The following is a 24,070-nucleotide window of genomic DNA, read 5'->3' as shown; positions in this document are numbered from 1 at the left end:
GAGCTTGGGGAATGAAGCGCGACAATATCAACGCCCTGAGCGCACCGCAGCCGCGCGGCGGCTACTCGCAGGCCGTGAGCATCGAGAATTTCCGGCGACTGCTCTTCGTCAGCGGTCAGGTGCCGATGAATTCAAGCGACATCGTGCCGGACGGTTTCGAGGCGCAGGCGCGCCAGGTGTGGCTGAATGTCGATGCGCAGCTGAAGGCGGCGGGCATGTCGAAGGCCGACATCGTCAAGGTGACGACCTATCTCGCCGACAGGCATCATCTCGCGGCGAACCGCGAGATCCGCAACGACTATCTGGGTGCGCTGGCGCCGGCGATGACAGTGGTGGTTGCCGGAATCTTCGATTCCGCCTGGCTCCTCGAAGTCGAAGTGGTGGCGGCGCAATAAGCGGAAGAGAGGCGTATGTTTTCGAAGCTCCTGATAGCCAATCGCGGTGAAATTGCCTGCCGCGTCATAGGCACCGCCCGCCGGCTCGGCATCCGCACCGTCGCCGTCTATTCCGATGCCGACGACGACGCGCTCCACGTGGCGCTGGCCGACGAGGCAGTGAGGATCGGCGCGGCGGCGGCCTCCGAGAGCTATCTGTCAATCGAGCGGATCATCTGGGCGGCGAGAAGCGTCGGGGCGGATGCCATTCATCCCGGCTACGGCTTTCTTTCGGAGAATGCCGACTTTGCCGCCGCCGTCGAAGCGGCGGGCATGGTATTCGTGGGGCCCTCTGCGGATGCGATCCGCGCCATGGGGCTGAAGGACGCCGCCAAGGCGCTGATGGAGCGCGCCGGCGTTCCGGTCGTGCCCGGCTATCACGGCGAAGAGCAGGATGCTGGCTTCCTTGCCGGGGAGGCGGCCGAAATCGGCTATCCGGTGCTGATCAAGGCGCGCGCCGGCGGCGGCGGAAAGGGCATGCGGCGGGTCGACCGGCGGGAGGACTTCGCCTCGGCGCTGGACGCCGCCCGGCGGGAGGCCGAAGCCGCCTTCGGCGACGGCTCGGTGCTGATCGAAAAATATCTGACCAGACCGCGCCACATCGAGGTCCAGGTCTTCGGCGACCGGCACGGCAATTTCGTTCATCTGTTCGAACGCGACTGCTCGCTGCAGCGTCGGCACCAGAAAGTGATCGAGGAGGCGCCGGCCCCGGGGATGACCGCCGAGGTGCGCCGCGCCATGGGCGATGCGGCGGTCACTGCGGCGCGGGCGATCGGCTATGTCGGCGCCGGGACGGTCGAATTCATTGCCGACGTTTCGAACGGGCTCTGGCCGGATCAATTTTTTTTCATGGAGATGAACACCCGGCTGCAGGTGGAGCACCCGGTGACGGAGGCGATTACCGGCTTCGACCTCGTCGAGTGGCAATTGCGGGTTGCCGCCGGGGAGCCTCTGCCGAAAAAGCAGACCGACATCACGATCGACGGCTGGTCGTTCGAGGCACGGATCTATGCGGAGGACCCCGCCAAGGGATTCTTGCCGGCGATCGGCCGGTTGCAGCACCTGCACTTTCCGGAAGGCAAGGCGCGGATCGATTCCGGAGTGCGGCAGGGCGACATGGTGACGCCCTATTACGATCCGTTGATCGCCAAGCTGATCGTCCATGGCCCCAACCGGTCGGCGGCCCTTGGCCAGTTGCAGGCCGCGCTCAAGGAATGCCAGATCGGCGGCACGGTCACCAATCTCGACTTCCTCATCCGCCTGACCGAAGAACACGATTTCCGCTCTGGCAGGCCCGATACGGGTCTGATCGACCGCGAAATCGAGCGGCTGACGGCGCCGGCCGCGGCCGACGACGAGGCGTTGGCGCTGGCGGCAGTCGTCGCGACCGGCGTCCTCGAGCTGGCCATAAAAAGCGATCCCTGGTCGTCGCTCGGCTATTGGCAGATATGGGGCGACGCGCAACGGACGGTGACGGTTGAGCATGGCGGAGTCCGCGTGGCGGCGACCCTCAAGGCCCGCGGCCGCGACCAGTTCGCAGTGCATGCGGGGTCGAGCACGCTGCCGATCCTGGTGCTCGAGCGGTTCGAGGACGGCGCCCGGCTCGAAGTGGCCGGGCAGAAGCGGATGCTTCGCTTCCTCAAGGACGGCGAGACATTGACCTTGTTCTTCGGTGGCCGCAACCTCGTCTTCCACCTGCCGGATTCGCTTTCGGGCGGGCACACGAGCGAGATCGCCGACGACGAACTCATCGCGCCGATGCCGGGACTCATCAAGCTGGTGCGCGTCGGCGCCGGCGAGGCGGTCGCCAAGGGCCAGCCGCTCGTCGTCATGGAGGCGATGAAAATGGAGCTTACGCTCTCGGCGACGCGGGAAGGCAAGGTAGCGAGCGTGCACGTGGCGGAGGGCGCGCAGGTCAGTGAAGGCACCGTGCTCGTCAAGCTTCACGAGGAGGCGGCCGAATGACCTCGCAGAAAAGCGAGCACGTCACGATCGTCGAGATGGCGCCGCGCGACGGTCTGCAGAACGAGGCCAGACTCGTCGATACCGGCGACAAGATCAGGCTTGTCGACCTGCTCTCCGACTGCGGCTACGAGCGGATCGAGGTGACGAGCTTCGTCAGCCCGCGCTGGGTGCCGCAGATGGCCGATGCTCCGGCCGTGATGGCGGGCATTGCGCGGCGCCACGGCACGCGCTACACGGCGCTGGCACCGAACATGCGCGGCTTCGAGGCGGCCCTTGCCTCCGGCGCCGACGAGGTGGCGATTTTCGCCTCGGCCTCCGAGAGTTTTTCCCAGAAGAACATCAACTGTTCGATCGCCGAAAGCATCGAGCGGTTCCGTCCGGTGGCGGAGGCGAGCCGTCATAACCGCATTCCGCTGCGCGGTTATGTGAGCTGCGTCGTCGAATGCCCCTACGAGGGGCCTATCGCGCCGCAGGCTGCTGCCCGCCTGGTGCGGCTGCTTTCCGGCCTCGGCTGCTACGAGATCAGCCTCGGCGATACGATTGGACGAGCGACCCCGGAAGCCGTCGACGCCATGCTGGAAGCGGTGCTCGGCGAGATTGCCGCAACGAAGCTCGCCGGTCACTTCCACGACACGTCAGGCCGTGCGCTCGAGAATATCGCGGTTTCGCTGGAGCACGGTCTCAGAGTGTTCGACGCATCTGCCGGCGGCCTTGGCGGATGCCCCTATGCACCCGGCGCCGCAGGCAATGTGGATACGGTCGCGGTCAACGCGCTTCTAGGGAAGAGGGGCTTTTCCACCGGACTCGACGCCGAGAAGCTCGAACAGGCCGCCGCCTTCGCGCGCTCCTTGAGGAGTACGGCATGATCTACCAAACGATCCGCTACGACCGCGACGAACGCGGCATTGTCCGGCTGACGCTCGCGCGCCCTGAAAAGCACAACGCGCTCTCGGCCTTGATGATCGGCGAACTCACGGAGATTGCCGGCCGGCTTGGAGCCGATCAGACCGTGCGGGCGGTCGTTCTCGAAGCGGAAGGCAAGAGTTTTTGCGCGGGCGGCGACCTGGAGTGGATGCGGCGGCAGTTCGCGGCAGACAGGCCGACGCGGATCGCCGAGGCGACGCGGCTGGCGATGATGTTCAAGGCTTTGAACGAGATGCCGAAACCGTTGATCGCGCGGGTCCACGGCAGCGCCTTCGGCGGTGGGGTGGGGCTGATCAGCGTATGCGATGCCGTCGTCGCCGAGCGCGGGGCGAAATTCGGGCTGACGGAAACCCGCCTCGGGCTTATCCCGGCTACCATCAGCCCCTATGTCGTCGCCCGGATCGGGGAGGCGAGGGCGCGGCCTATGTTCATGTCGGCGCGGATTTTCGGGGCCGAAGAGGCGAAAACCGCTGGCCTGGTCTCGATGGTCTCGAACGTTGCCACGTTGGATGCCGCCGTAGAGGCCGAAGTCGCGTCCTACCTGGTGGCGGCTCCGGGAGCCGCCGGCCGTGCCAAGCGGCTTGCGCGGTCGCTCGGCAGCCCGATTACCGATGTCGTCATCGCTTCGACGATAGAGCAACTCGCCGACACCTGGGAAACCAAAGAAGCGCAAGAGGGGGTCGCGGCCTTCTTCGAGCGCCGCGAACCGTCCTGGCGGAGCTGAGCTTCCTAAAGCGCTGCGCGTCTTTTCAAAGGCGCAAGGGTCGCCGTTTGAATTGCTGCATGTCTTTAATCGAGATCGATTCACGGAGACATGCAGTGGCGGAAATTGGGCTTGAATTGCGCCGTATCTAATCCTAATTTAATAGTGGACTGCTCAAAATAGGATCGAGTTTGTCATGATGGCTGTCGACTTCCAGATTCCGGCGGCACTCTTCGGGGATGATCATTCGCCGTACCTGTCGGCACGCCTCGTCGCCGACCGGCTCGGCGTCACACTTGCCGAACTCGCCAAGCTGATCGGCGTGGCACGCAACACGCTGACGGCAAAGTCTGGCGCGCGAAAGGTCGACAGCGCTTTGAGCAAGGTCGTCCGCATCCTCGCAATGGCGTCTGAAATGGCCGGCGACGAAGCCCGCGCCGTCATTTGGTTCAAACATCAGCCGATCCCCGGCTGGGCCGGCAAGACCGCTTATGACCTGGTCGGCGAAGGCAAGGCCGACAAGGTCCTCGCCTATCTCGAGGCCATCCGCGCCGGCGTCTACGCCTGAGGATGAGGAGAAGTGTGAGCGGATCTCCGCCCGCGTCCCGCTCCGATCAGGAACAAATGTCGCCGGCGGAGCCGATGACGCTCTGGCGTGCCTTCGTGCCCCGCTGGGCGCATATGCCGCTTTCCGGAGAGGGTGCCGCCCGGTTCGGTGGCCGATGGAATCCCGTCGGCACGCCGACGATCTACGCGGCGCGGGAGCTTTCCACCGCTTGGGCCGAATATAACCAGGGTTTCGTGCAGCATCCGGCGCTGATCGTCCAACTCGAGCTTCGCGACGCGAAGCTGGCGGACCTGACGAGTGGCGATGTGCTTGCCGAACTCCGGCTGGAAGAGGCGATCCACCGCTGCGAATGGCGCGACGCACTCGACAGGGGCTCAATGCCGCAGACCCACAAGACCCGGGCCGACCTTCTGAAGCGCGGCTATGACGGCGTGATCTATCCGTCCTACATGTCGCCCGGCGGCACATGTGTCGCCCTCTGGCGCTGGAACGGCCGGAGCGGAGCGCAGCTCGACGTCATCGATCCAGAGGGCCGGCTCCCGAAATCGCCAGCCTCCTGGCTTTAGATGAGCACCTTACCCGGATTGAGGATGCCGTTCGGATCGAGCGCGGTCTTGATGCGCCGCATGACCTCGATCTCTGCCGGACTGCGGGATCGGTCGAGAAAATCGCGTTTCAGGGTACCGATGCCGTGTTCCGCAGAGATCGAGCCGTGGTAGCGGCCGACGAGGGTGTAGACGATCTCGTCGACCGCATGCAGCGTCTCGGGCGCATCCGGGGCCGAGAAGGCGATGTGCAGGTTGCTGTCGGCGACATGGCCGAAGAAGGACACATGGGCTGAGGGAAACGCCTCGTGGAGTGCGGCGCCGCACGCCTCGGCGAAACGGCCGATCGCCCCGATCGGCAGGCTGACGTCGAAATTGGCGAGCGACGGCAGCCGGTCGAGCGCGTGCCCTTCGCGGACGCGCCAGAAGGTCTGCGCTTCTTTTTCCGACTGCGCGATCAGCGCATCGCCGATCAACCCGTCTTCGAGCACCTGTCCAAGAAAGACCTCGAATGCGTCGCGCTCGCCGTCGCGGCCGTGCCTATCCTGTTCGATGATCACGGCGAAGGCGGGCGATGTCTCGAAAAGCCGCAGGCCTTCGGCCTCGCAAATGAAGCGAAAAAAGCTTTCCCACATCGTCTCGAAAGCCGACAGGCCGGGCAGCTGCTGCTGCGCCCGCTTGAGCAAGGCGGCGACATCGGCATAGCTGGCGAGGGCGCAGAGCGCCGTCAGGCGACCCGTCGGCAAGGGGCGGAGCCGGAGAACGGCGCGGGTGATGATGCCGAGCGTGCCCTCCGAGCCGATGAAGAGCTGCCGGAGATCATAGCCGGTATTGTTCTTCACCATCTTGTTCAGCGAGGAGAGCACGGTACCGTCTGCGAGCACGGCTTCCAGGCCCAGCACATTGTCGCGGGTCACGCCGTAGCGGATGACCCGGATGCCGCCGGCATTGGTGGCGAGATTGCCGCCGATCTGGCAGGAGCCGCGGGCCCCGAGGTCGATCGGCAGCAGGAACCCGGCCTGCTCGGCGGCGCGCTGCGCCACGTCGAGCGGCGTTCCTGCAAGCACCGTCATCGTGGCAGCGGCGCTGTCGATCTCCTCGATGCCGGACATCCGCTCAAGGGAGATGACGATGTCTTCGGTCTTTGGGTTGGCGCCGCCAGCCAGACCGGTCATGCCGCCCTGCGGCACGACGTTCTGGTGGTGTTCGTTGCAGATTTTCAGGGCGATGGCGACCTCGGCTGCACCTGCCGGGCGAACGACCGCCTTCGGCAGGCTGCGTCCCGTCAGGCTGGCATCGCTGCGATAACGGTCGCCGATGCGGTCGCCGGTCAATACGGCCTCGCCGAGGGATTGAACAAGCTCTTCGATGACGGTCATGCGGTGGCTCCACGCGCGGCGGGCAGCAATCCGAGGAACGGGATCGGATCGATCGATCTCGCCCGATGCTATCCCTCCGATAGAGTAAACCGGAAGTCGGCGCCAGCCAGTGCCGCGTCACGACGCGGCACTGTGATGCCGCTTCAGGTGCCGGTGCGTGCCAGCTCGCTCACCGGTGCTTCCACCTCTCTCGAGACGGCTGCGACATCCCCTTCCTTGCGGAAGAGCGTCCACTTGGTCGGCCGGAAGGCGACACGGGTGTGGTCGGTCGATGAGGCGCGCTCCGGCGGCAATTCGATCTCGACCGGAGGGTGGGTCTTGCCGAGATCGATCTCGAGGTGCCGTGTGCCGGCGACGCGGCGGCTCGTCGTCACTAGGCCCGCGAGACAGCCGCCGCAGCCATCGATGAGTTCGATGTCGTGCGGACGGAAGTAGAGCGTTGCCGCCCCGTCCGGCTCGCTTGTGGCGCGCAGGCCGATCGGGCGGTCCTCGAACCAGATCTCGCCGCTCGAAAGCGTCACGTCGATGCAGTTCGACTGGCCGATGAAGCCATAGACGAAGGGCGAGATCGGGTGGTCGTAGATCTCGTCGGGTGTGCCGACCTGCTCGATCGCACCCTTGCTCATCACCACGACTCGGTCGGCGAGTTCGAGGGCCTCCTCCTGGTCATGGGTCACGAAAACCGTCGTGTGGCCGGTGCGGTCGTGGATTTCCCGCAGCCACTTGCGCAGTTCCTTACGCACCTGCGCGTCCAGCGCGCCGAAGGGCTCGTCGAGCAGTAAGACGTTCGGTTCCACCGCCATGGCGCGTGCCAGCGCCACCCGCTGGCGCTGGCCGCCGGAGAGCTGGGCAGGATAGCGCTTTTCCAGGCCGGACAGCTGCACCAGTTCGAGCAGGTCGAGAGCCCGGCGGCGGATATCGGCGGCCGGCGGCCGGCGGCTCGCCGGCCGGACCTTCAGCCCGAAGGAGACGTTATCAAGCACGGTCATGTGCCGGAAAAGCGCATAATGCTGGAAGACGAAGCCGATGTTTCGCTGCTGCACCGTCTTCTTCGAGGCATCCTCGGCGCCGAAGAAGATCGTCCCGTCGGTCGGACTCTCAAGCCCGGCGATGAGCCTCAGCAGCGTCGTCTTGCCCGAGCCGGAGGGGCCGAGCAACGCGATCAGTTCACCGGAGCGGATGTCGAGCGACACGTCGTCGAGCGCCGGAAAGCGGCCGAATTCCTTGCGTATGTTCTGGACGCGGACTTCCATGGATGTATGGACCTTTCAATGCCTGCGGCTGGCAGCGATTTCGTCGCTGTAGCGGATTTCAAGCGCCGTCTTCAGGACGAGCGTCACCAGCGCCAGGAGCGCAAGGACTGCCGCCACCGCGAATGCAGCCACGAAATTGTACTCATTATAGAGGATCTCGACCTGCAAGGGCATGGTGTTCGTTTGGCCGCGAATGTGACCAGAAACCACGGACACGGCGCCGAACTCGCCCATCGCCCGGGCATTGCAGAGCAGCACGCCATAGAGCAAGCCCCATTTGATGTTCGGCAGGGTCACATGCCAGAAGGTCTGCCAGCCGGTCGCCCCAAGCGACAGCGCCGCCTCTTCGTCGCTCGTTCCCTGCTCTTGCATCAGCGGGATGAGTTCGCGGGCGACGAAGGGAAAGGTCACGAAGACGGTGGCAAGCACAAGGCCCGGCACGGCGAAGAGAATCTGAATACCGTGCTTCTGCAGGAAGGGGCCGAGGGCGCTGTTGGCGCCGAAGAGCAGGACGAAGACGAGGCCCGAGATCACCGGCGACACGGAGAAGGGCAGGTCTATCAGGGTCGTCAGAAACGCCTTGCCCTTGAACTCGAATTTGGCGATGGCCCATGCGGCCGCTACCCCGAACACCAGGTTCAGGGGAACGGAGATTGCTGCGACGATCAGCGTCAGGCGGATCGCCGAAAAGGTCTCGGGATCGCGAAGCGCCGTCGCGAACTCGGCCGGCCCCTTGCGAAACGCCTCGATGAAGACGGTCGCGAGCGGCAGGAGGAGGAAAAGGGCAACGAAACCGAGCGCGACTGCGATCAGCGTCAGGCGCGCGACCCGCGTTTCCGATGTTGCCGCTTTCACGAGTTTGGATGACGCCGTCGGGGCCGTGCTGGTATCAAGCGCCATTGCTGTATCTCCGTCTGCTCCAGGCCTGGATAGAGTTGATGACGAGCAGCATGATGAACGAGAGGAACAGCATCACCGTGGCGATTGCGGTCGCAGCCGGATAGTTGAACTCCTCCAGACGGATGATGATCAGCAGCGGTGCGATCTCCGAAACATAGGGTAGGTTGCCGGCGATGAAGATCACCGAGCCGTATTCGCCGACGCCGCGTGCAAAGGCAAGCGCAAAGCCGGTCAGCCCGGCCGGTAGCAGTCCCGGCAGCAGGACCCGGCTGATCGTCTGAAACCGGCTGGCGCCGAGCGTCGCGGCCGCCTCTTCGACCTCCTTGTCGATTTCCTCCATGACCGGCTGAACCGTGCGCACCACGAAAGGCAGGCCGACGAAGACGAGCGCCACGACTATGCCGGCTGGCGTGAAGGCGATCTTGATGCCGAGCGGTTCGAGCAGCGAGCCGATCCAGCCGTTCGGCGCATAGAGCGCCGTCAGGGCGATGCCGGCAACCGCGGTCGGGAGCGCGAAAGGCAGGTCGACCATGGCGTCGATCACCCGCTTTCCCGGGAAGCGATAGCGCACCAGCACCCAGGCGAGAATGACGCCGAAGAACAGGTTGACGACCGCGGCGATGAAGGCGGTGCCGAAGCTGATCGTCAAGGCGTTGACGGTGCGCTCGTCGAGGACGAGCGCCATGAAATTGGACCAGCCGAGGCCCGTCGAGCGCCAGATCAGGCCGGAGAGGGGAATGAGGACGATAAGGGTGAGCCAGGCCAGTGTGACGCCGAGCGCCAATCCGAAACCCGGAATGACGCTCGGCTGCCGAAACCGCCATCGCGTGCTGCTGCGAAAGGCCATATGCTGTTATTGTCCCGGCTTGTAGATCTGATCGAAGATCCCGCCATCGGCGAAGAATTTCGGCTGAGCTTCCTTCCAACCGCCGAATTCGTCAATAGTGACGAGTTTCACGTCGGCGAAGCGGGCGGTGTCCTTCGGGTCGGCAAGCTCCGGCTTGAACGGCCGGTAATAGTGCTTGGCGGCGAGCTTCTGGCCGGCATCGCTGTAGAGATAGTTGAGGTAGGCTTCCGCCACCTTGCGGGTGCCCTTCGCGTCGACATTGCCGTCGACGAGCGCCACCGGCGGCTCGGCCTTAATCGAGGTTGACGGCGTGACGATCTCGAAATTGTCGGGGCCGAGTTCCTCGAGCGAAAGATAGGCTTCGTTTTCCCAGGCGAGCAGCACGTCGCCGAGGCCGCGCTGGACGAAGGTGGTGGTTGCGCCGCGCGCGCCGGTATCCAGCACCGGAACGTGCTTGAAGAGCTGCGTCACATATTCCTGCGCCTTGCCATCGTCGCCGTTGTTGGCGGCGCGCGCCCAAGCCCAGGCGGCGAGGAAGTTCCAGCGGGCGCCGCCCGAGGTCTTCGGGTTCGGCGTGATGACCTGGATGCCCTCCTTGGTCAGGTCGCCCCAATCCTTGACGCCCTTCGGATTGCCCTTGCGGACCAGGAAGACGATCGTCGACGTATAGGGAGCGCTGTTGTTTTCGAGGCGGGTCTTCCAGTCCGCCGGGATCTTGCCGGTCGCCTGTGCAATCGCGTCGATGTCGGCTTCGAGCGCCAGCGTCACCACATCCGCTTCCAGGCCGTCGATCACCGATCGGGCCTGCTTGCCCGAGCCGCCATGCGAAGTCTGGATCGTGACGGTCTCGCCCGTATCGGCCTTCCATTTTTCCGCGAAGGCGGCGTTGAAGTCCTTGTAGAGTTCCCGCGTCGGGTCATAGGACACGTTCAGGATTGTCGTATCGGCGGCGGCAACACCGATCGAGCCGAGCTGCAAGCTTCCGACCACAAGTGCTAGTTTCATCATTCCGGCAAGTCTATTCGAACGCATGTCGACCTCCATCCTTTGCCAGATAAAACTATCAATTTAATAGACTACATCAACGCAAACATGTGACGCCGGCAGGCGGATTTGGGAAATGTCGTATCCTAATTTAGGCGTTTCAGGGAATTCCGTGCCGAACCGCTTCGCTCGGCGCGCAGGAGCATGGCCCATTTTTGCGCTGGGCCAAAGTAACTTTACGTGTGGCACGCGGCGATCGCCGCCGGTCGACCGCTGGCACGGCGATGGTCCCGGGGTACGGCAGACGAGGGGCCGTGGAGCGTTTCAAGGAGGCAGAAGCGCAGGCCCCCCGTCAGAGAACGCGACCGCGCGCCACAACGCTCCACTCGGCTTTCGGCTGACCGGCCTCGAGAATGTGGACCGCATCGACCATGTTGGTCACCACGCAGGCGTGGTTCGGAACGACGCGAACCTGCTCGCCGACCTTAAGGCGGATCGGACCGTCGCAGACCAGCCTGCCGTGCTCCTCGGATAGCTGGTCGATGCGGATGTCGTCGTGCCCGAGCACATGGCCATAGCCGGCGAGGCCGAGCAGGTCGGAGGTCAGCACCTTGCTGCCGGCGTCGATGATCGCCCGGTTTTCGGCCGGAACGGAGACGACCGTCGCAAGCACCGTGAGGGCACAATCCTGCCATGTGGCGACGCCGCGGGCGACGAGGGAGCGGTCGTTGTAAATATAGGTGCCCGGGCGATACTCGGTCGCGATCGGTGCCTCGGCCGCCTGCATCATGCTCGGCGTGCCGCCGGACGTGATGGTGGGGACCTTCAGCCCCTCCGCTTCGATCAGCCGCTTTGCTTCGCTCATGAAGGCTTGCACCCGCGCCTCACCGCCGGCCGGCGGATAGGTCATCAAACCGCCGAACCGCAATCCGGGCGCCTCGGCAACGCGTCGCGCAAGCTCTGCCGCCGCCTCGGGCGAGGCGACGCCGCAGCGGTCGGCGCCGGTGTTGCATTCGACGAGCACCGTGAGCGGCTTCGTAGCGTCGGCGAAAACGGCGGACATGCCGTCGACCACCGCCGGATTGTCGGCAACCACGCTGAGGGCTACCCGCTCGTTCAACCGGACCAGCCTTGCGAGCTTTGCCTCGCCGAGGATGTTGTAGGTGATCAGCACATCCTTGATCCGGGGGCTGCCATCGACCATCGCCTCGGCTTCGGAGACCTTCTGGCAGGTTATGCCGATCGCCCCTGCCTCGAGCTGCAGCTCCGCCATCTGCGGCAGCTTGTGCGTCTTGATGTGCGGACGCACGCGAATGCCGTGCCGATCGGCATAGGCCTGGAAGGCGTAAATGTTACGGCGGGCAATGTCGAGATCGACGAGCACGGCGGGCGTTTCGATCGGCAGCTGCATTGGCTCGGTTCCTCCACGAGATGGCACGGACGGCGAATCTCGCCGAAGCCGCTTGACAAGTTATGACCCGAGGCATTTGATAGGTCAATCCGGTATTGAGGACGTATGTCCAAAATAACGGACAACGAATTCACCGGGAACGAAAAGGGGAGATCTCCGATGCTCAAGACATTCGCCATCGCTGCGAGCCTCGCAGTCGCCGCGCTCGCTGCCATGCCGGCGCAAGCGCAGCAGCCGTCCAGCAAGCTTGATGAGGTTCTGGCGCGCGGCCATCTGATACTCGGCACCGGCAGCACGAACGCGCCGTGGCACTTCAAGAGCGCCGAGGACAAGCTGCAGGGCTTCGACGTTGACATGGGGCGCATCATCGCCAAGGCGCTGTTCGGGGATCCCGACAAGATCGAATATGTCAACCAGTCGTCGGATGCGCGCATTCCCAACATTACCACCGGCAAGGTCGATCTCACCTGCCAGTTTATGACGGTCACCGGCGAACGCGCCCAGCAGATCGCCTTCACCATTCCCTATTATCGCGAGGGCGTCGGCCTGATGCTGAAGGGCGACGGCAAGTATGCCGACTACAAGGCGCTGAAGGATGCGGGATCATCTGTCACCGTCTCGGTGCTGCAGAACGTCTACGCGGAGGACATGGTCCATGCCGCCCTGCCGGACGCGACGGTCGACCAGTATGAATCGGTGGACCTGATCTATCAGGCGCTGGAATCCGGCCGCGCCGATGCGGCGGCCACCGACCAGTCGTCGCTAGCCTGGTACATGACCCAGAACCCGGGCCGCTATAAGGATGCCGGCTATGGCTGGAACCCGCAGACCTATGCCTGCGGCGTCAAGCGCGGCGACCAGGACTGGCTGAACTTCGTCAACACGGCGCTGCACGAAGCGATGACCGGTGTCGAATTCGACTTCTACGCCAAGTCGTTCAAGACCTATTTCGGCAAGGACCTCACCCCGCCGCAGATCGGTTTCCCGGTCGAGTACAAGTAAGCCCTCGTCACGGCGGCGCCGCCATTCGGCGGTGCCGCCCCGAAGCGTGCTGAGAGGCGAGTGCGCCCATGACCTATACATTGAATTTCGCGGCTGTCTGGCGCTCCTTCGACCTGCTGCTGCAGGGGCTGGCGCTTAGCCTTGGCCTTGCCGTCGTGGCTATCCTCGCCGGCTGCGTGATCGGACTGATCACGGCCTTCGGGCTCGTTTCCAAAAGCATGCTCCTGCGCAAACCGGCCGGTCTGTACGTGACGATCATCCGCAACACGCCGATCCTGGTGCTCGTGCTGTTTAGCTATTTCGCCCTTCCGGAGCTCGGCGTGCGGCTCGGCAAGATCCAGAGCTTCGTGCTGACGCTCGCCATCTATTCGGGCGCCTACCTTGCCGAAGTGTTCCGCGGCGGCCTCATCGCCGTGCCACCGGGACAGCGCGAGGCGGGGCTTGCGATCGGCCTTACGGAGATGCAGATACGCATCTCGATCATCATCCCGCTGATGCTGCGCAACGTCCTGCCGTCACTCGGCAGCACGTTGATCTCGCTGTTCAAGGATACGTCGCTCGCAGCCGCCATCGCCGTGCCGGAGCTGACCTTCGAGGCGCGCAAGATCAATGTCGAGACCTTCCGCGTCATCGAGACCTGGATCGTCGCGAGCTGCCTCTACGTCGCAACCTGCTCGCTCTTGGCCGCGCTGATGCGCGCCGTCGAGCGCCGTCTCGCCGTCCCGAGGTGACGCCCATGGATTTGGGTTTCATCGATCAGCTCTGGGTCGCCCGCGTTCCCCTCCTCAAAGGTCTCGGCGTGTCGATTTCGATCTCGCTGCTGGCGATCGTCGTCGGCACCGTCCTCGGCATTTTCGTCGGCCTGGCGCTCACCTATGGCTACAGGCCGATCAAATGGCTGGTGCGCGGCTATACCGACTTCATCCGCGGCACGCCGGTGCTCGTGCTGGTTCTGGCGAGCTATTATGTGCTCAGCACCGTCGGCATCGATCTCGGGCCGTTCCAGGCGGGCGTGCTGGCGCTTGCGGTCTTCTGCAGCTCGCATGTCGGCGAACTGGTGCGCGGCGCGCTGCAGTCCATCCCCAAGGGTCAGACCGAGGCCGCCAAGGCGATCGGGCTGACCTTCCCGCAAACCTTCGCCTATGTGCTCGGACCGCAGGCGCTTCGCCAGGCGCTGCCGGCCTGGGTCAATACGGCGGCGGAAATGGTCAAGGCTTCGACGCTACTGTCGATCATCGGTGTCGGCGAACTGCTGTTGCGCACCCAGGAAGTGATTTCCCGCACCTTCATGAGCCTCGAATTCTATTTCTTCGCGGGCTTCCTCTATTTCGTCATGAATTACGGCATCGAGCGCTTCGGACGCTACGTCGAGCGCAAGACCGCCGTCCCATCGTGAGGCTCCGATGACCAACCTTCTTGAAATCCGCGATCTCCATAAGCGCTACGGCACGGTCGAGGTGCTGAAGGGCGTCGATTGCTCCATGCCCCAGGGCGAGGTGATCAGCATCATCGGCTCCAGCGGCTCCGGCAAGACGACCATGCTCCGCTGCATCAACATGCTCGAGGAATTCCAGGGCGGCACGATCGCGATCGACGGCCAGGAGATCGGCTACGAGACGGCGGGCGGCGTGCGCCGCCGCAAGCCGGAGCGCGAGATCGCCCGCCAGCGGGCCCTGACCGGCATGGCCTTCCAGCAGTTCAACCTGTTTCCGCACATGACCGCCGCCGCCAACGTCATGCTCGGCCTCGTCAAGGTGAAGAAGATGGGCCGCGACGAGGCGCGGGCGCTGGCGGAGAAATGGCTCGACCGCGTCGGCCTGCTCTCGCGCAAAGACCATTATCCGGGCCAGCTTTCCGGTGGCCAGCAGCAGCGCGTGGCGATCGCCCGCGCCATCGCCATGAACCCGAAGCTGATGCTCTTCGACGAGGTGACCTCGGCGCTCGACCCCGAGCTCGTCAACGAGGTGCTGCAGGTGATCAAGGCGCTCGCGGAGGACGGCATGAGCATGCTGATCGTCACCCACGAGATGCGGTTCGCCTATGAGGTGTCGTCGCGGGTGATCTTCATGAACCAGGGACGCATCGGCGAGGAAGGCAATCCTCGCGAAATGTTCCTGAAGCCGCAGACCGAGCGGCTGGCGGAATTTTTGAAGGCCTCAAAGTTCAACTAACAGTGAATTTCAAGGAAGAAGTGGAGTGTAGTGTGACGATCAAGCGTTTTGGAACGGGGGAAACCGGTGCCGGCAAGCAGCCCTTGCCCTTTGCTCGCGCCGTCGAGGCGAATGGCTGGCTCTATGTTTCGGGGCAGGTCGCCATGGAGAAGGGCGAGATCATCGGCGGCGGCATCGTCGCCGAAAGCCGCAAGGCGATCGAGAACATGATCGCCATCCTCGATGAGGCGGGCTATGGCGTCGAAGACGTGGTCAGGATCGGCGTCTGGCTCGACGATCCGCGCGACTTCTGGACGTTCAACGGCGTCTATGCGGAGTATTTCGGCAGCAACCCGCCGGCCCGCGCCTGCGTGCAGTCGCGTATGATGGTCGACTGCAAGGTGGAAGTTGACTGCGTCGCCTACAAGGCTAAATGAAGTGAACCGGGCGTGCTTCGCGCGCCCTTCCAACACGATCGAGGACGCGATGGCGGAGGTGGAAGACACGATCAATCGTAGGGCACGGGGTCTCGATCGGGCCTTCGAGATCCTCGATTATCTGCGCCTGCAGCGCCAGCCGCTGCGCCCCAACGAGATCGCCCAGGGAATTGGCGCACCGCGCTCGTCGGTCTATGAGCTCGTCAATCTGCTGCTGCGCCAGGGCGTCATCGAGTACCGGGGCGATGATGGCCGCGTCTTTTTGGGCCGCAAGCTCTATTTCCTCGGAGCGGCTTACGCCGAGCAGTTCGACCTGATGCGCGAATGCGAGCATCTGCTTTCGAGGGTCGCCGAGGAGACGCGCGAGACCGCGCAGATGTGCCAGCTCGAGGGCAATAAATATGCCGTGGTGCTGATGAACGAGGGCAGCCGGCCGTTCCGCATCTCCACAAATATCGGCGAGCCGGTCGCCATTCCGTGGACCGCTTCCGGCCGCCTCCTCGTCGACCATATGAGCGACGAGGAGATAATGGCCTTCATCCCGGAAAGCGACTTCGTACTGCCGAACGGCAAGCACCTGGATCCGGCCGAGTTCATCTCGCAGGTCCGGCAGGCCAAGAAAGACGGCTATTTCACCTTCAACAGCATCGTCGATAGCTTCACCCATTGCTTCGCCGTGCCGATCTACGACGCGGAGGAAGTCTGCATCGCCACTCTCTGCCTCGTATCGCCGAAGGAAGATGGGCTGCGCAATCGCGACGCCTATCTGCGGGTGCTGGTCGATGCGGCGGGCGAACTATCGGAAAAGCTCGGCTATCGGCAGGCCGGTGCGGCAACGGCGCGGAGCGTCGCCGGCCGCTAAAACCCGGAGAGGCGTGAGCGACAGACAAGAAGGCTTCATGCCGTCCGAACGGAGCGGCCGCTTGCCGGATCGAAGAGATGCAGTGCCGCTTCCTCGAACGAGAAGGCCCGCGTCGATCCCGCGGCGATCGGCGTTCGTGGTGGCAGGCAGGCGGTGATCCGTTGTCCGCCGACCCTTGCCGTGGTCACCAGCTCCGGTCCGGTCAATTCCATCACCTCGATATCGGCAACCAAGCGGACGCCGCTTGCGCTGGGATCCGCGAGCCGGAGCGCTTCGGGCCGAATGCCGACCTCGACGCGCCCGCCCGATACTGCGGTTCTCCTGAAATCTTGCGGCAGCGGCAGCACCTGGTCGGAGCCAGCGATTCTCAGCTGGTCTCCGACGATTTCCGCATCGAGGATGTTCATCGGCGGCGAGCCGACGAAGCCGGCGACGTAAAGGGTCGCCGGCCGGTCGTAGATCTCCGCCGGCGTGCCGAGCTGTTCGATGCGGCCGTCGCGCATGACGGCGATGCGGGTGGCGAGCGTCATCGCTTCGATCTGGTCGTGCGTGACGTAGACGACAGTCGTCTTCAGCATCTGGTGCAGGCGCTTGAGCTCGGTGCGCATCTCCATGCGCAGCTTGGCATCGAGGTTCGACAGCGGCTCGTCGAAGAGGAAGACCTGCGGGTTGCGCACCAGCGCCCGGCCGATCGCGACCCGCTGGCGCTGGCCGCCGGAAAGCTGGCTCGGCCTGCGGTCCAGCAGGTTCTCGATCTGTAGCAGCTTGGCGGCTTCGCGCACCGCCTTTTCCCGCTCGGCCGAGGGCACCTTGCGCATTTCAAGGCCGAAGCCGATGTTGCGGGCGACGCTCATGTTCGGATAGAGCGCGTAGGACTGGAACACCATGGCGATGTCGCGATCCTTGGGATGGGCGCCGAGGATCGAACGCTCGCCGATCAGGATGTCGCCGCCGCTCGGATCGGCGAGCCCGGCAATGATGTTGAGCAGCGTCGACTTGCCGCAGCCGGAGGAGCCGAGCAGCACCAGGAACTCGCCGCTTTCGAGAGCGATGTCGATGCCCTTCAGCGTTTCGACATCGCCGTAGCGCTTTTGGATGTTGCGGATTTCGAGTGCGCTCATTGGCGGACATCCTCGAGGAGGACCGAAAGAGGCTTGCCGTAGCTGCGCGGCAGGGTGGAGATCGCCTCCGAGGCGACGGTGACGCCGGTCCTCAAGCAGGCCTCCAGCGGCATTTCGGCGGCGAGCGCCGCCAGGAAGCCGGCGTTGAAGACGTCGCCGGCGCCGATCGTGTCGACGACGGCAACGCGCGGCGCGCCGACGGAAAATTCCTTGCCGTCGTGGTCAATGGCGAGCGCGCCGTGCGGGCCGCGCTTGACGACGACGATCGCATCGGCAGGCATTCGGGATTTCAGGCTGCGCGCCGCCTCCGCCGGGTCGGTGCAACCGGTCAGCGTCGTCGTTTCGACTTCATTGAAGAGCGCGCAATGGCAGCGCTTCAGCCAATTGAGGGTTTTCGATCGATTGGCCTCCGTCCAGCCCTCCAGCGGCCAGCCGGTGTCGAGCGCCACAGCGATCTCATGCGCATCCGCCCAATCGAAGAACGCGTCATAGGCAAGCCTCAGGGCGTCTGTCAGAAAGGACCCGGCGAGCAGGGCGATCCCGCCCCGAAGCGCGTTTCCGTCGAGCATTGCACGCATCTCGTCGAAGCTGAAGAGCGGCAGGTGGCCGCGCGTGGTAAAGAAGGTGCGCTCGCCGTCCGGATGGGTGATGCCGACCGAAAGCGTCGAGCCAACGGTTTCCACCGGCCAGTGGCGCGAGCGCGCGCCGAAGGCCTCCTTCAGCCAGGCGCCGAACTGGTCGTTGCCGACATTGGCGGCGATCGCGTAGTTGACGCCGAGTGACTCCCAGGCAAGCGCGCTGTTGCCGGCACAGCCGCCGACGCGCAGCTCGTCGTGATCGACGATGATCTCCGTGCCTGCCTTGGGCCAGGGCGCGGCAGGCCCGAGGATAAGATCGACATTGACATTGCCGATGACGGCCAGTGGACGCATTTTCTACTCGCTCCGGGTGATCTTGGTGGATCGCACCGGCGTACCGGCATGTTCGACGCGAACGTCGGCAAAGGCGATCATGAAGGCTTGCGCGACCGGCAGTATGGCGAAGATCGCCGCCATGCCCGCCGCCGGCTTGAAGGGAATTGTCGTCACGCCTGCGAGCGGCGGCTCGCCCGAGGCATCGAAGACGACGACGGGCGAGCCGGCTTCGGCCGCCGAGGCTGCCATGGCGGCGACGAGACCGGCGGTAGGGTCGGCGGCGCGGAAGAGAACGAGGCCGATCGAAGGTCCGAGCATTTCCATCGGTCCATGCCGCAACTGTCCGCCTTCGAGCGAGAAACAGGGAAGCCGCGACAGTTCGGTGAGTCCGAGAGCAATCGCCTCGGCGAGGCCCTGAAGGAGACGGCCGGAGGTTACCAAGGCGCTAACGTCGGCGAGCGCTTGCAGTGCGCCTTCGGTCTCGGGCGTTTCGGGTGCTTCGAGGGCGGCCAGCGCTGCTGCCGGGTCGCCACCAAGGGCAGAGAGGATTGCGAGATGCAGCGCGAAGCTGATCGTCAGGCTGCGGGTTGCCGCAAACGCCTTTTCGCTGCCGCCGGCGCCGATCAGTGACGGCACTGCTTTTGCGAGGAAGGAATTTGCCTCGAGCGTCAGGCCAAATGTTTCGGGCGTACCGCCATTCGTCTCCTTGAACCAGCGCAGCACCTCGGCGCTTTCGCCGGATTGCGAGGTGATGAGGATCGTCTTGCCTACGATCGGCAGCGGCTGGCCGAGCTGCTCGGAGAGCGGCAGGGCGACGGCATCGACGCCGAGGGCGCGGTAGAGTGGCTCGACGGCGCGGCCGACCGCATGCGAACCGCCCATGCCGAGAAGCAGAAGCCGGCCGGTCGACTTCAGCGATGCCGCCACCCCTTCAGCAAGGGCGGCCGCCTCATCGTAGGAGGCAAGGGCATCGGCGTGCTGGCGGCCCATCTCGCGATCGATCGCGACGAGCCCGATCGGTCGTTGTTTCGAGCTTCGCATGATCATCCCTTTACGCCGCCGCTGGTGAGCCCGGATATCAGGGCCCGTTGCATGACGAGGCCAATTAGCACCGGGGGCAGGGCGGCAAGCACCCCGGCGGTCGCGATCAGCCCGTAGTCGGAAACACGGCCGCCGGCGAGGTCGGCGATGGCGACCGTCAGGGTCTTGGCGCGCAGGTCGGAGGTGAAGAGCAGCGCGTAGAAGAACTCGTCCCAGGCGAGCAGGAAGGCGAAGAGCGCCGAGGTTGCCATGACGGGGGCGGCGAGCGGCAGCGTCAGCAATCTGAGGATCTGGTCGAGCCGCGCGCCGTCGATCATCGCTGCGCTCTCGATCTCCCGCGGTATCGCATCGAAGCCGGATTTGAGAAGCCAGGTGGTAAAGGGCGCCAGAATGGTGAGGTAGACGAGCGCGAGCCCGAAGACCGAATTGAGCAGCCCGAAATAGGCAAGGCCCATATAGAGCGGCACGGCAAGTGCTACCGGCGGCAGCATATAGGTGGCGATCACGGCATAGAGCGACCAAGAGACGGCGGGCGTCCGCGACACCGCCCAGGCAGCCGGGACGGCGACGACGATCGCGGCAAGCGTTGCCATGCCGGCGACCTGCAGGCTGTTGACGAGCGAGGCGACGAAGGCGGCACCGGCGCTGTTTTCGACGGCAGAGAGCAGAGTGCGGTAGCGGGAGAGGTCGATGTCGCTCGGCCACCAGGCGAGCGGCTTGGCAGAGAGGTCGGCGGCCGGCGAAATGCTCATGACGAAAAGCCACACGACCGGGGTAAGGATGACCGCGGCAAGGAGTAGCGCGCTCGCATAGACGAAGGCGTTGAAGAGCGGGTTCCGGCGTTCCATCACGAGGCTCCTGCGGCCCGGCGGAGCAGCGCCGCATAGCCAGCGGCGAGAATGGTGACGAGCAGGGTGACGATCAGCGCCAGCGACGCCCCGGAACCGGCCCGCTGGAAGGAGAAGGCCTCCTGATAGACGAGGATCGACAGGGTGCGCGTGCTGTTCGCCGGTCCGCCGCGCGTCATCACCCAGATGATGTCGAACACCTTGAAGGCCTCGATGGTGCGGAGCACCAGCGCCACCAGAAGCGGGCCGGCGAGATAGGGCATGATGACGAAGCGAAACCGGTTGAACGGGCCGGCACCGTCGACGTGAGCGGCGGCAGTGATGTCGCGCGGAACGGCCTGCAGTGCAGCCAGGGCGATGAGGGCGACCAACGGAAAGTTCTTCCAGCAATCGGCGATGATCAGCGCGGTCAGCGCCGATCCCGGCTCGCCGAGCCAGGAGCGGTAGTTGTCGATCAGGCCGAGTTGGGTGAGTGCGGCGTTGAGCGCGCCATACTCCGGGTTGTAGATCAGCCGCCACAGCGTCGCATTGACCACCGTCGGCAGCGCCCAGGGCAGTATCATCAAGGCTCTAAGCGCTGTTCGGCCGCGGAACTGCTGGTTCAACAGAAGGGCGGCAAGAACGCCGAGTACCATCTCGGCGGCGACCGAGACGACTGCAAACCATGTCGTCGTGACAAGTGCCTTTTGGAAGTTCGATCCCGCCAGCATCTTCTCGTAGTTGGCGATGCCGACAAAGCTTCCCTCGGTGCCGACGAGCTCGGCATCGGTGAAGGAGAGCCGCACCGTGTCGACAAGCGGCCAGCCGATCACCGAGACCATCACCACGAGCAGCGGCAGCATCAGCAGCCATGCGCGTGTCGAAATCCAGGTGCCGGACATGAATGAAACCCTTGCCGATCGTTCGATATTGGGGCTGTTGCGCTGACAAAATGGGTCCCGGGCGGCAAGCCCGGGACCCCATTGTCGTATTGCCATTAGAGCCCGCTGTTTTCAGCGGCGGTCTTCAGCGCATCCTCCGGCGAGGCCTGGCCGAGCAGCGCCTCCTGGATCGCCTGCTGCAATGCGGTCGAGAGCTCCTGGTATTTCGGCGTGGTCGGCCGCGGATACATGGCGGCAAGCCCGTGTTTCGCCGCGGCGATCAGCTCTTCCTGGCCCTTCGTCACATTCGGGTCTTCATAGGACGACGCCCAGATTGGCAGGCTGAGCTTCGCATAGGCGTTCTGCGTTTCCTGCGAGGTCATGTGGACGATATATTTCCACGCCTCTTCCGGATGCTTGCTGGTTGCGGTGATGCCGAGCCCCATGGAGCCGTTGACGGCGGAAACCTCGCTCTTGCCGGCAACGCCTGGAGCCGGCACGACGCCGACCTTGCCGGCCACCTTGCTCTCCTTGGGATCGTTGGCGAGATTGTACATGTAGGTCCAGTTGAGCGCGAAAGCGGCCTCGCCGTTCTGGAACACCTTGCGCACATCCTCCTCGAGGAATTCCTTGGAGTTAGGATTTGTGAGGCCGGAGGTATAGCTCGTCACCATGTAGTTCAGCGCCTCGAGGCCGCCGCCCGTCGTGAAGGCGGGCTTGCCGCTGTCGAGGAACTTGCCGCCATAGGCGCTGACCAGCGTCGTGTAGTCGCAGATCGCGGCTTCCGCCTGCGACCAGCTCCAGGCGATCGGCGTCTGGAGGAGCCCCTTTTCCTTGATCGTCTTTGCCTGCTCGGCAAGCTCGTCCCAGGTCTTCGGCGGCTCCTTGATGCCCGCCTTTTCGAGGATTTCCTTGCTGTAGAACAGGTACTTGGTGTCGAGGATCCACGGCATGCCGTAGCGCTTGCCGTCATATTCTACCGTCGTCCAGGCGCCCGGCAGGATGCCCTTGTTCATCTCGTCGGTGATGCGGTCGGTGACATCGACGAGCACCTTGTTGCTGGCATATTCGGCCGGCCAGATCACGTCGAAGAGGACGACGTCATAGCCGCCGCCGGAGCCCTGAGCCAATACCGTCTTGTCGTGCAGTCCCTCATAGGGGACGAATTCGAGATTGACCTTCACCTCCGGGTTGGTCTTGGTGAAGGCCTCGGTCATGGCGCGCACATCGGCCTCGCTATAGGCGGCCTGCGCCATGAATAGGGCATTCAGCGTCGTTTCCGCATAGGCCTGGCTTGCGAAGGCGGTTCCAATGAGTGTCGCTCCCAGTAAGGCATTGCGTATGGATTTCAACATTGCTGCCTCCAATAGCTGATCGTTCCAGTCTGCATGCGAGAATCCGTCGCTCGCCGCGACGGCCGTCGACAAATCGATCGAAGCGTTCGCGGCCCTGTCTCGCCGCTGTCGTCGTTCCCCGAGGTTCTTGTGCCCTCTAATAAGTCAATTGTCTTGACTTATTTCTTGTTCAATATTCTAGATGAGTCAAGCGGGATTTATGGATGAACGAGATGCGCCCGATCCGGGCCAAGAGCGGCACCAATCAGGAGGGCGCGAGTGCCCATAATCGCCGTGTGATGATCGACGCGCTGCGCCTCAACGGACAATTGTCGCGCGCCGATCTGGCGCGGGCGACGGCGCTCACCAAGCAGGCCGTGTCGAACATAATCGAGGAACTAGAGCGCGACGGGCTCGTCGCCTCGCTTGCCGCCGTGCGCAGAGGCCGCGGGCAGCCTTCGACCCCCTTTCGGCTGGTGCCGGAGGGTGCTTTCGCCATCGGCCTGCAAATCGACCGGCATGTGACGCGCACCATTGCGGTCGACCTCGTCGGCACGGTGCTTGCCCGGGGCGAGGCGAACTTGCCCGCTGGCGGGCCGGAGCGGGGGACGGAGACCATCCTCTCGCTTATCGACAGCACACAACGGGAACTGGCCAGTGTGGCGCCGCAGTCGCGGGATCGTCTTGTCGGGCTCGGCGTCGCCATGCCGGGTCCTTTCGGCATCGATGCCGATCCGGACGATCCCTGGATGATGGCCCGCTGGCAACGCTTTCCACTTTCTGAAACCCTGGCGAACGGGACCGGACTCGACGTCCGGCTGCAGAACGATGCGGCCGCGGCGGCGACGGCGGAGAAGATGGTCGGCGCCGCCCATGGCTTCGAACAGGCGATCTGCATCTATCTCGGCTACGGTCTCGGCGCCGGCCTGATTCTCGACGGAGAGCTTTATCGCGGCGCCAATGGCAATGCCGGCGAGATCGGCATGATCCTCAGCCGACCGCGGGGAGGGACGGAAGATCAGCGGGCGCCGCTTGAGCACCGCGCGTCGATCGCCTCGCTTTGCAAGATCCTCGATCTCGACCCGGCCGACGCCGCCCTTTACCGGCATCTCGACGATATGGCCGCTGTCTCGGACGGCAGAATTACCGATTGGATCGCCGACGCGGCCTTTGAGTTGAGAGGCGCCGTCCAGATCCTCGAGACGACATTCGATCCCCAGACGATCGTGCTCTGCGGCGGCATGCCGCCCGGCCTCGCGCGCCGGCTCATCGATTCCATCCACCCTCTGCTGCCGTCGATCGCCGAGCGGCGTGCGCGCAGCGCGCCGCGCCTGCAGCTTGGGCTTACCGACCCCTGGGCGGTCGCAATCGGCGCAGCGGCCGAGCCGATCAGCCGGACCTTCGACCCGAGTTTCTCCGCCATCTTAAAGACTCGCGCGCCCCGGTCTCCGTGACCATTTGCGTGCATCTCCACGCAAAGTAACCTTGTTACTTGAAATATTAGCAATATGGCGGTTAAATGCCGCCTTTCTGCGCGGCGATTTCTGCCGCCATACGATTGCTGATAAACACCCGAATGTTTTCTGGG

General features: G+C 64.3%; 25 protein-coding genes. 13 read left to right on the top strand and 12 right to left on the bottom strand.

All coding sequences use genetic code 11. The features are described from left to right. Positions 1-11: 11 nt before the first annotated feature. From NXT3_RS29470 to NXT3_RS29445, 6 genes are all read left to right on the top strand, one after another. Positions 12-395 (top strand): RidA family protein, encoded by a 384-nt coding sequence (locus NXT3_RS29470; RefSeq protein WP_097524495.1) that lies wholly within the window; start codon positions 12-14, stop codon positions 393-395. Between the two features lie 15 nt (positions 396-410). After that, positions 411-2,399 carry an acetyl/propionyl/methylcrotonyl-CoA carboxylase subunit alpha gene (locus NXT3_RS29465; protein ID WP_104841224.1) on the top strand — a complete coding sequence of 663 codons (1,989 nt, stop codon included), beginning with the start codon at positions 411-413 and terminating at the stop codon, positions 2,397-2,399. Beyond that, complete coding sequence (locus NXT3_RS29460; protein ID WP_097524497.1) at positions 2,396-3,265, top strand: hydroxymethylglutaryl-CoA lyase; 870 nt, start codon at positions 2,396-2,398, stop codon at positions 3,263-3,265. The genes NXT3_RS29465 and NXT3_RS29460 overlap by 4 nt, the downstream gene beginning before the upstream one ends. Continuing rightward, positions 3,262-4,047 carry a crotonase/enoyl-CoA hydratase family protein gene (locus tag NXT3_RS29455; protein ID WP_097524498.1) on the top strand — a complete coding sequence of 262 codons (786 nt, stop codon included), beginning with the start codon at positions 3,262-3,264 and terminating at the stop codon, positions 4,045-4,047. The genes NXT3_RS29460 and NXT3_RS29455 overlap by 4 nt, the downstream gene beginning before the upstream one ends. Positions 4,048-4,222: 175 nt before the next feature. Continuing rightward, complete coding sequence (locus tag NXT3_RS29450; RefSeq protein ID WP_097524499.1) at positions 4,223-4,594, top strand: DUF2384 domain-containing protein; 372 nt, start codon at positions 4,223-4,225, stop codon at positions 4,592-4,594. A gap of 74 nt (positions 4,595-4,668) precedes the next feature. Next, positions 4,669-5,160, top strand: a complete 492-nt coding sequence (locus NXT3_RS29445) for an RES family NAD+ phosphorylase (protein WP_104841432.1) — start codon at positions 4,669-4,671, stop codon at positions 5,158-5,160. Here NXT3_RS29445 and NXT3_RS29440 read toward each other — a convergent pair. The 6 genes from NXT3_RS29440 to NXT3_RS29415 all read right to left on the bottom strand — a co-directional run bounded on the left by NXT3_RS29440 (position 5,157) and on the right by NXT3_RS29415 (position 11,913). Further along, entirely contained in the window at positions 5,157-6,518 is a 1,362-nt protein-coding gene (locus NXT3_RS29440) for an FAD-binding oxidoreductase (protein WP_104841223.1), read from the bottom strand. The two genes, NXT3_RS29445 and NXT3_RS29440, sit on opposite strands and share 4 nt — an antisense overlap. A gap of 143 nt (positions 6,519-6,661) precedes the next feature. Continuing rightward, a complete protein-coding gene (locus tag NXT3_RS29435) occupies positions 6,662-7,771 on the bottom strand; it encodes a sulfate/molybdate ABC transporter ATP-binding protein (protein ID WP_037416682.1) in 1,110 nt (369 codons plus the stop codon). A gap of 15 nt (positions 7,772-7,786) precedes the next feature. Further along, positions 7,787-8,671 carry a sulfate ABC transporter permease subunit CysW gene (gene cysW / locus NXT3_RS29430; RefSeq protein ID WP_097538754.1) on the bottom strand — a complete coding sequence of 295 codons (885 nt, stop codon included), beginning with the start codon at positions 8,669-8,671 and terminating at the stop codon, positions 7,787-7,789. Next, positions 8,661-9,518 carry a sulfate ABC transporter permease subunit CysT gene (gene cysT, locus NXT3_RS29425; RefSeq protein WP_037416688.1) on the bottom strand — a complete coding sequence of 286 codons (858 nt, stop codon included), beginning with the start codon at positions 9,516-9,518 and terminating at the stop codon, positions 8,661-8,663. Before cysT ends, cysW begins: the two co-directional genes overlap by 11 nt. 6 nt (positions 9,519-9,524) lie before the next feature. After that, positions 9,525-10,550 carry a sulfate ABC transporter substrate-binding protein gene (locus tag NXT3_RS29420; protein WP_104841431.1) on the bottom strand — a complete coding sequence of 342 codons (1,026 nt, stop codon included), beginning with the start codon at positions 10,548-10,550 and terminating at the stop codon, positions 9,525-9,527. A gap of 304 nt (positions 10,551-10,854) precedes the next feature. Continuing rightward, positions 10,855-11,913, bottom strand: coding sequence for a D-TA family PLP-dependent enzyme (locus NXT3_RS29415; RefSeq protein WP_104841222.1), 1,059 nt, complete (start codon positions 11,911-11,913; stop codon positions 10,855-10,857). 159 nt (positions 11,914-12,072) lie between these two features. Here NXT3_RS29415 and NXT3_RS29410 point away from each other — a divergent pair, with 159 nt between their 5' ends. From NXT3_RS29410 to NXT3_RS29385, 6 genes are all read left to right on the top strand, one after another. Beyond that, positions 12,073-12,915 carry a transporter substrate-binding protein gene (locus tag NXT3_RS29410; RefSeq protein ID WP_104841430.1) on the top strand — a complete coding sequence of 281 codons (843 nt, stop codon included), beginning with the start codon at positions 12,073-12,075 and terminating at the stop codon, positions 12,913-12,915. A 68-nt stretch (positions 12,916-12,983) separates the two neighbouring features. Beyond that, positions 12,984-13,646, top strand: a complete 663-nt coding sequence (locus tag NXT3_RS29405) for an amino acid ABC transporter permease (RefSeq protein WP_037416693.1) — start codon at positions 12,984-12,986, stop codon at positions 13,644-13,646. 5 nt (positions 13,647-13,651) lie between these two features. Further along, positions 13,652-14,311 (top strand): amino acid ABC transporter permease, encoded by a 660-nt coding sequence (locus NXT3_RS29400; protein ID WP_037416697.1) that lies wholly within the window; start codon positions 13,652-13,654, stop codon positions 14,309-14,311. Positions 14,312-14,318: 7 nt separating this feature from the next. Then, entirely contained in the window at positions 14,319-15,086 is a 768-nt protein-coding gene (locus NXT3_RS29395) for an amino acid ABC transporter ATP-binding protein (RefSeq protein WP_104841221.1), read from the top strand. Positions 15,087-15,118: 32 nt separating this feature from the next. After that, positions 15,119-15,502: a RidA family protein gene (locus NXT3_RS29390; RefSeq protein WP_037416702.1), complete on the top strand. Its 384-nt coding sequence runs from the start codon at positions 15,119-15,121 to the stop codon at positions 15,500-15,502. 49 nt (positions 15,503-15,551) lie between these two features. Continuing rightward, positions 15,552-16,364 (top strand): IclR family transcriptional regulator, encoded by an 813-nt coding sequence (locus NXT3_RS29385; protein ID WP_037416725.1) that lies wholly within the window; start codon positions 15,552-15,554, stop codon positions 16,362-16,364. 35 nt (positions 16,365-16,399) lie between these two features. Here the strand turns inward: NXT3_RS29385 and NXT3_RS29380 are convergent, their stop codons facing one another. From NXT3_RS29380 to NXT3_RS29355, 6 genes are all read right to left on the bottom strand, one after another. Next, complete coding sequence (locus NXT3_RS29380) at positions 16,400-17,485, bottom strand: ABC transporter ATP-binding protein (RefSeq protein ID WP_104841220.1); 1,086 nt, start codon at positions 17,483-17,485, stop codon at positions 16,400-16,402. Continuing rightward, on the bottom strand, positions 17,482-18,417 hold the full coding sequence (locus NXT3_RS29375) for a PfkB family carbohydrate kinase (protein WP_104841219.1): 936 nt from the start codon (positions 18,415-18,417) through the stop codon (positions 17,482-17,484). Before NXT3_RS29375 ends, NXT3_RS29380 begins: the two co-directional genes overlap by 4 nt. 3 nt (positions 18,418-18,420) lie before the next feature. Beyond that, positions 18,421-19,446 carry an SIS domain-containing protein gene (locus tag NXT3_RS29370; RefSeq protein ID WP_199773420.1) on the bottom strand — a complete coding sequence of 342 codons (1,026 nt, stop codon included), beginning with the start codon at positions 19,444-19,446 and terminating at the stop codon, positions 18,421-18,423. After that, positions 19,443-20,288, bottom strand: a complete 846-nt coding sequence (locus NXT3_RS29365; protein WP_097524507.1) for a carbohydrate ABC transporter permease — start codon at positions 20,286-20,288, stop codon at positions 19,443-19,445. The genes NXT3_RS29370 and NXT3_RS29365 overlap by 4 nt, the downstream gene beginning before the upstream one ends. Next, complete coding sequence (locus NXT3_RS29360) at positions 20,288-21,169, bottom strand: carbohydrate ABC transporter permease (RefSeq protein ID WP_037416743.1); 882 nt, start codon at positions 21,167-21,169, stop codon at positions 20,288-20,290. The genes NXT3_RS29365 and NXT3_RS29360 overlap by 1 nt, the downstream gene beginning before the upstream one ends. 95 nt (positions 21,170-21,264) lie before the next feature. Continuing rightward, positions 21,265-22,503, bottom strand: coding sequence for an extracellular solute-binding protein (locus NXT3_RS29355; RefSeq protein ID WP_104841218.1), 1,239 nt, complete (start codon positions 22,501-22,503; stop codon positions 21,265-21,267). A 203-nt stretch (positions 22,504-22,706) separates the two neighbouring features. Here NXT3_RS29355 and NXT3_RS29350 point away from each other — a divergent pair, with 203 nt between their 5' ends. Next, the gene (locus tag NXT3_RS29350) at positions 22,707-23,936 is read left to right on the top strand and encodes an ROK family transcriptional regulator (protein WP_199773419.1); all 1,230 of its coding nucleotides are present in this window, start codon (positions 22,707-22,709) and stop codon (positions 23,934-23,936) included. Positions 23,937-24,070 lie beyond the last annotated feature (134 nt).

Source organism: Sinorhizobium fredii, assembly GCF_002944405.1.
Taxonomy (GTDB): Bacteria; Pseudomonadota; Alphaproteobacteria; order Rhizobiales; family Rhizobiaceae; genus Sinorhizobium; species Sinorhizobium fredii_C.
This window is presented reverse-complemented; position numbering and strand designations above follow the sequence as displayed.

Excerpts from the sequence above, each read along its gene's own strand:
- NXT3_RS29470 (WP_097524495.1), top strand. The coding sequence starts at position 12 with ATGAAGCGCGACAATATCAACGCCCTGAGCGCACCGCAGCCGCGCGGC.
- NXT3_RS29465 (WP_104841224.1), top strand. The coding sequence starts at position 411 with ATGTTTTCGAAGCTCCTGATAGCCAATCGCGGTGAAATTGCCTGCCGC.
- NXT3_RS29460 (WP_097524497.1), top strand. The coding sequence starts at position 2,396 with ATGACCTCGCAGAAAAGCGAGCACGTCACGATCGTCGAGATGGCGCCG.
- NXT3_RS29455 (WP_097524498.1), top strand. The coding sequence starts at position 3,262 with ATGATCTACCAAACGATCCGCTACGACCGCGACGAACGCGGCATTGTC.
- NXT3_RS29450 (WP_097524499.1), top strand. The coding sequence starts at position 4,223 with ATGATGGCTGTCGACTTCCAGATTCCGGCGGCACTCTTCGGGGATGAT.
- NXT3_RS29445 (WP_104841432.1), top strand. The coding sequence starts at position 4,669 with ATGACGCTCTGGCGTGCCTTCGTGCCCCGCTGGGCGCATATGCCGCTT.
- NXT3_RS29440 (WP_104841223.1), bottom strand. The coding sequence starts at position 6,518 with ATGACCGTCATCGAAGAGCTTGTTCAATCCCTCGGCGAGGCCGTATTG.
- NXT3_RS29435 (WP_037416682.1), bottom strand. The coding sequence starts at position 7,771 with ATGGAAGTCCGCGTCCAGAACATACGCAAGGAATTCGGCCGCTTTCCG.
- cysW (WP_097538754.1), bottom strand. The coding sequence starts at position 8,671 with ATGGCGCTTGATACCAGCACGGCCCCGACGGCGTCATCCAAACTCGTG.
- cysT (WP_037416688.1), bottom strand. The coding sequence starts at position 9,518 with ATGGCCTTTCGCAGCAGCACGCGATGGCGGTTTCGGCAGCCGAGCGTC.
- NXT3_RS29420 (WP_104841431.1), bottom strand. The coding sequence starts at position 10,550 with ATGCGTTCGAATAGACTTGCCGGAATGATGAAACTAGCACTTGTGGTC.
- NXT3_RS29415 (WP_104841222.1), bottom strand. The coding sequence starts at position 11,913 with ATGCAGCTGCCGATCGAAACGCCCGCCGTGCTCGTCGATCTCGACATT.
- NXT3_RS29410 (WP_104841430.1), top strand. The coding sequence starts at position 12,073 with ATGCTCAAGACATTCGCCATCGCTGCGAGCCTCGCAGTCGCCGCGCTC.
- NXT3_RS29405 (WP_037416693.1), top strand. The coding sequence starts at position 12,984 with ATGACCTATACATTGAATTTCGCGGCTGTCTGGCGCTCCTTCGACCTG.
- NXT3_RS29400 (WP_037416697.1), top strand. The coding sequence starts at position 13,652 with ATGGATTTGGGTTTCATCGATCAGCTCTGGGTCGCCCGCGTTCCCCTC.
- NXT3_RS29395 (WP_104841221.1), top strand. The coding sequence starts at position 14,319 with ATGACCAACCTTCTTGAAATCCGCGATCTCCATAAGCGCTACGGCACG.
- NXT3_RS29385 (WP_037416725.1), top strand. The coding sequence starts at position 15,552 with ATGGCGGAGGTGGAAGACACGATCAATCGTAGGGCACGGGGTCTCGAT.
- NXT3_RS29380 (WP_104841220.1), bottom strand. The coding sequence starts at position 17,485 with ATGAGCGCACTCGAAATCCGCAACATCCAAAAGCGCTACGGCGATGTC.
- NXT3_RS29375 (WP_104841219.1), bottom strand. The coding sequence starts at position 18,417 with ATGCGTCCACTGGCCGTCATCGGCAATGTCAATGTCGATCTTATCCTC.
- NXT3_RS29370 (WP_199773420.1), bottom strand. The coding sequence starts at position 19,446 with ATGATCATGCGAAGCTCGAAACAACGACCGATCGGGCTCGTCGCGATC.
- NXT3_RS29365 (WP_097524507.1), bottom strand. The coding sequence starts at position 20,288 with ATGGAACGCCGGAACCCGCTCTTCAACGCCTTCGTCTATGCGAGCGCG.
- NXT3_RS29360 (WP_037416743.1), bottom strand. The coding sequence starts at position 21,169 with ATGTCCGGCACCTGGATTTCGACACGCGCATGGCTGCTGATGCTGCCG.
- NXT3_RS29355 (WP_104841218.1), bottom strand. The coding sequence starts at position 22,503 with ATGTTGAAATCCATACGCAATGCCTTACTGGGAGCGACACTCATTGGA.
- NXT3_RS29350 (WP_199773419.1), top strand. The coding sequence starts at position 22,707 with ATGAACGAGATGCGCCCGATCCGGGCCAAGAGCGGCACCAATCAGGAG.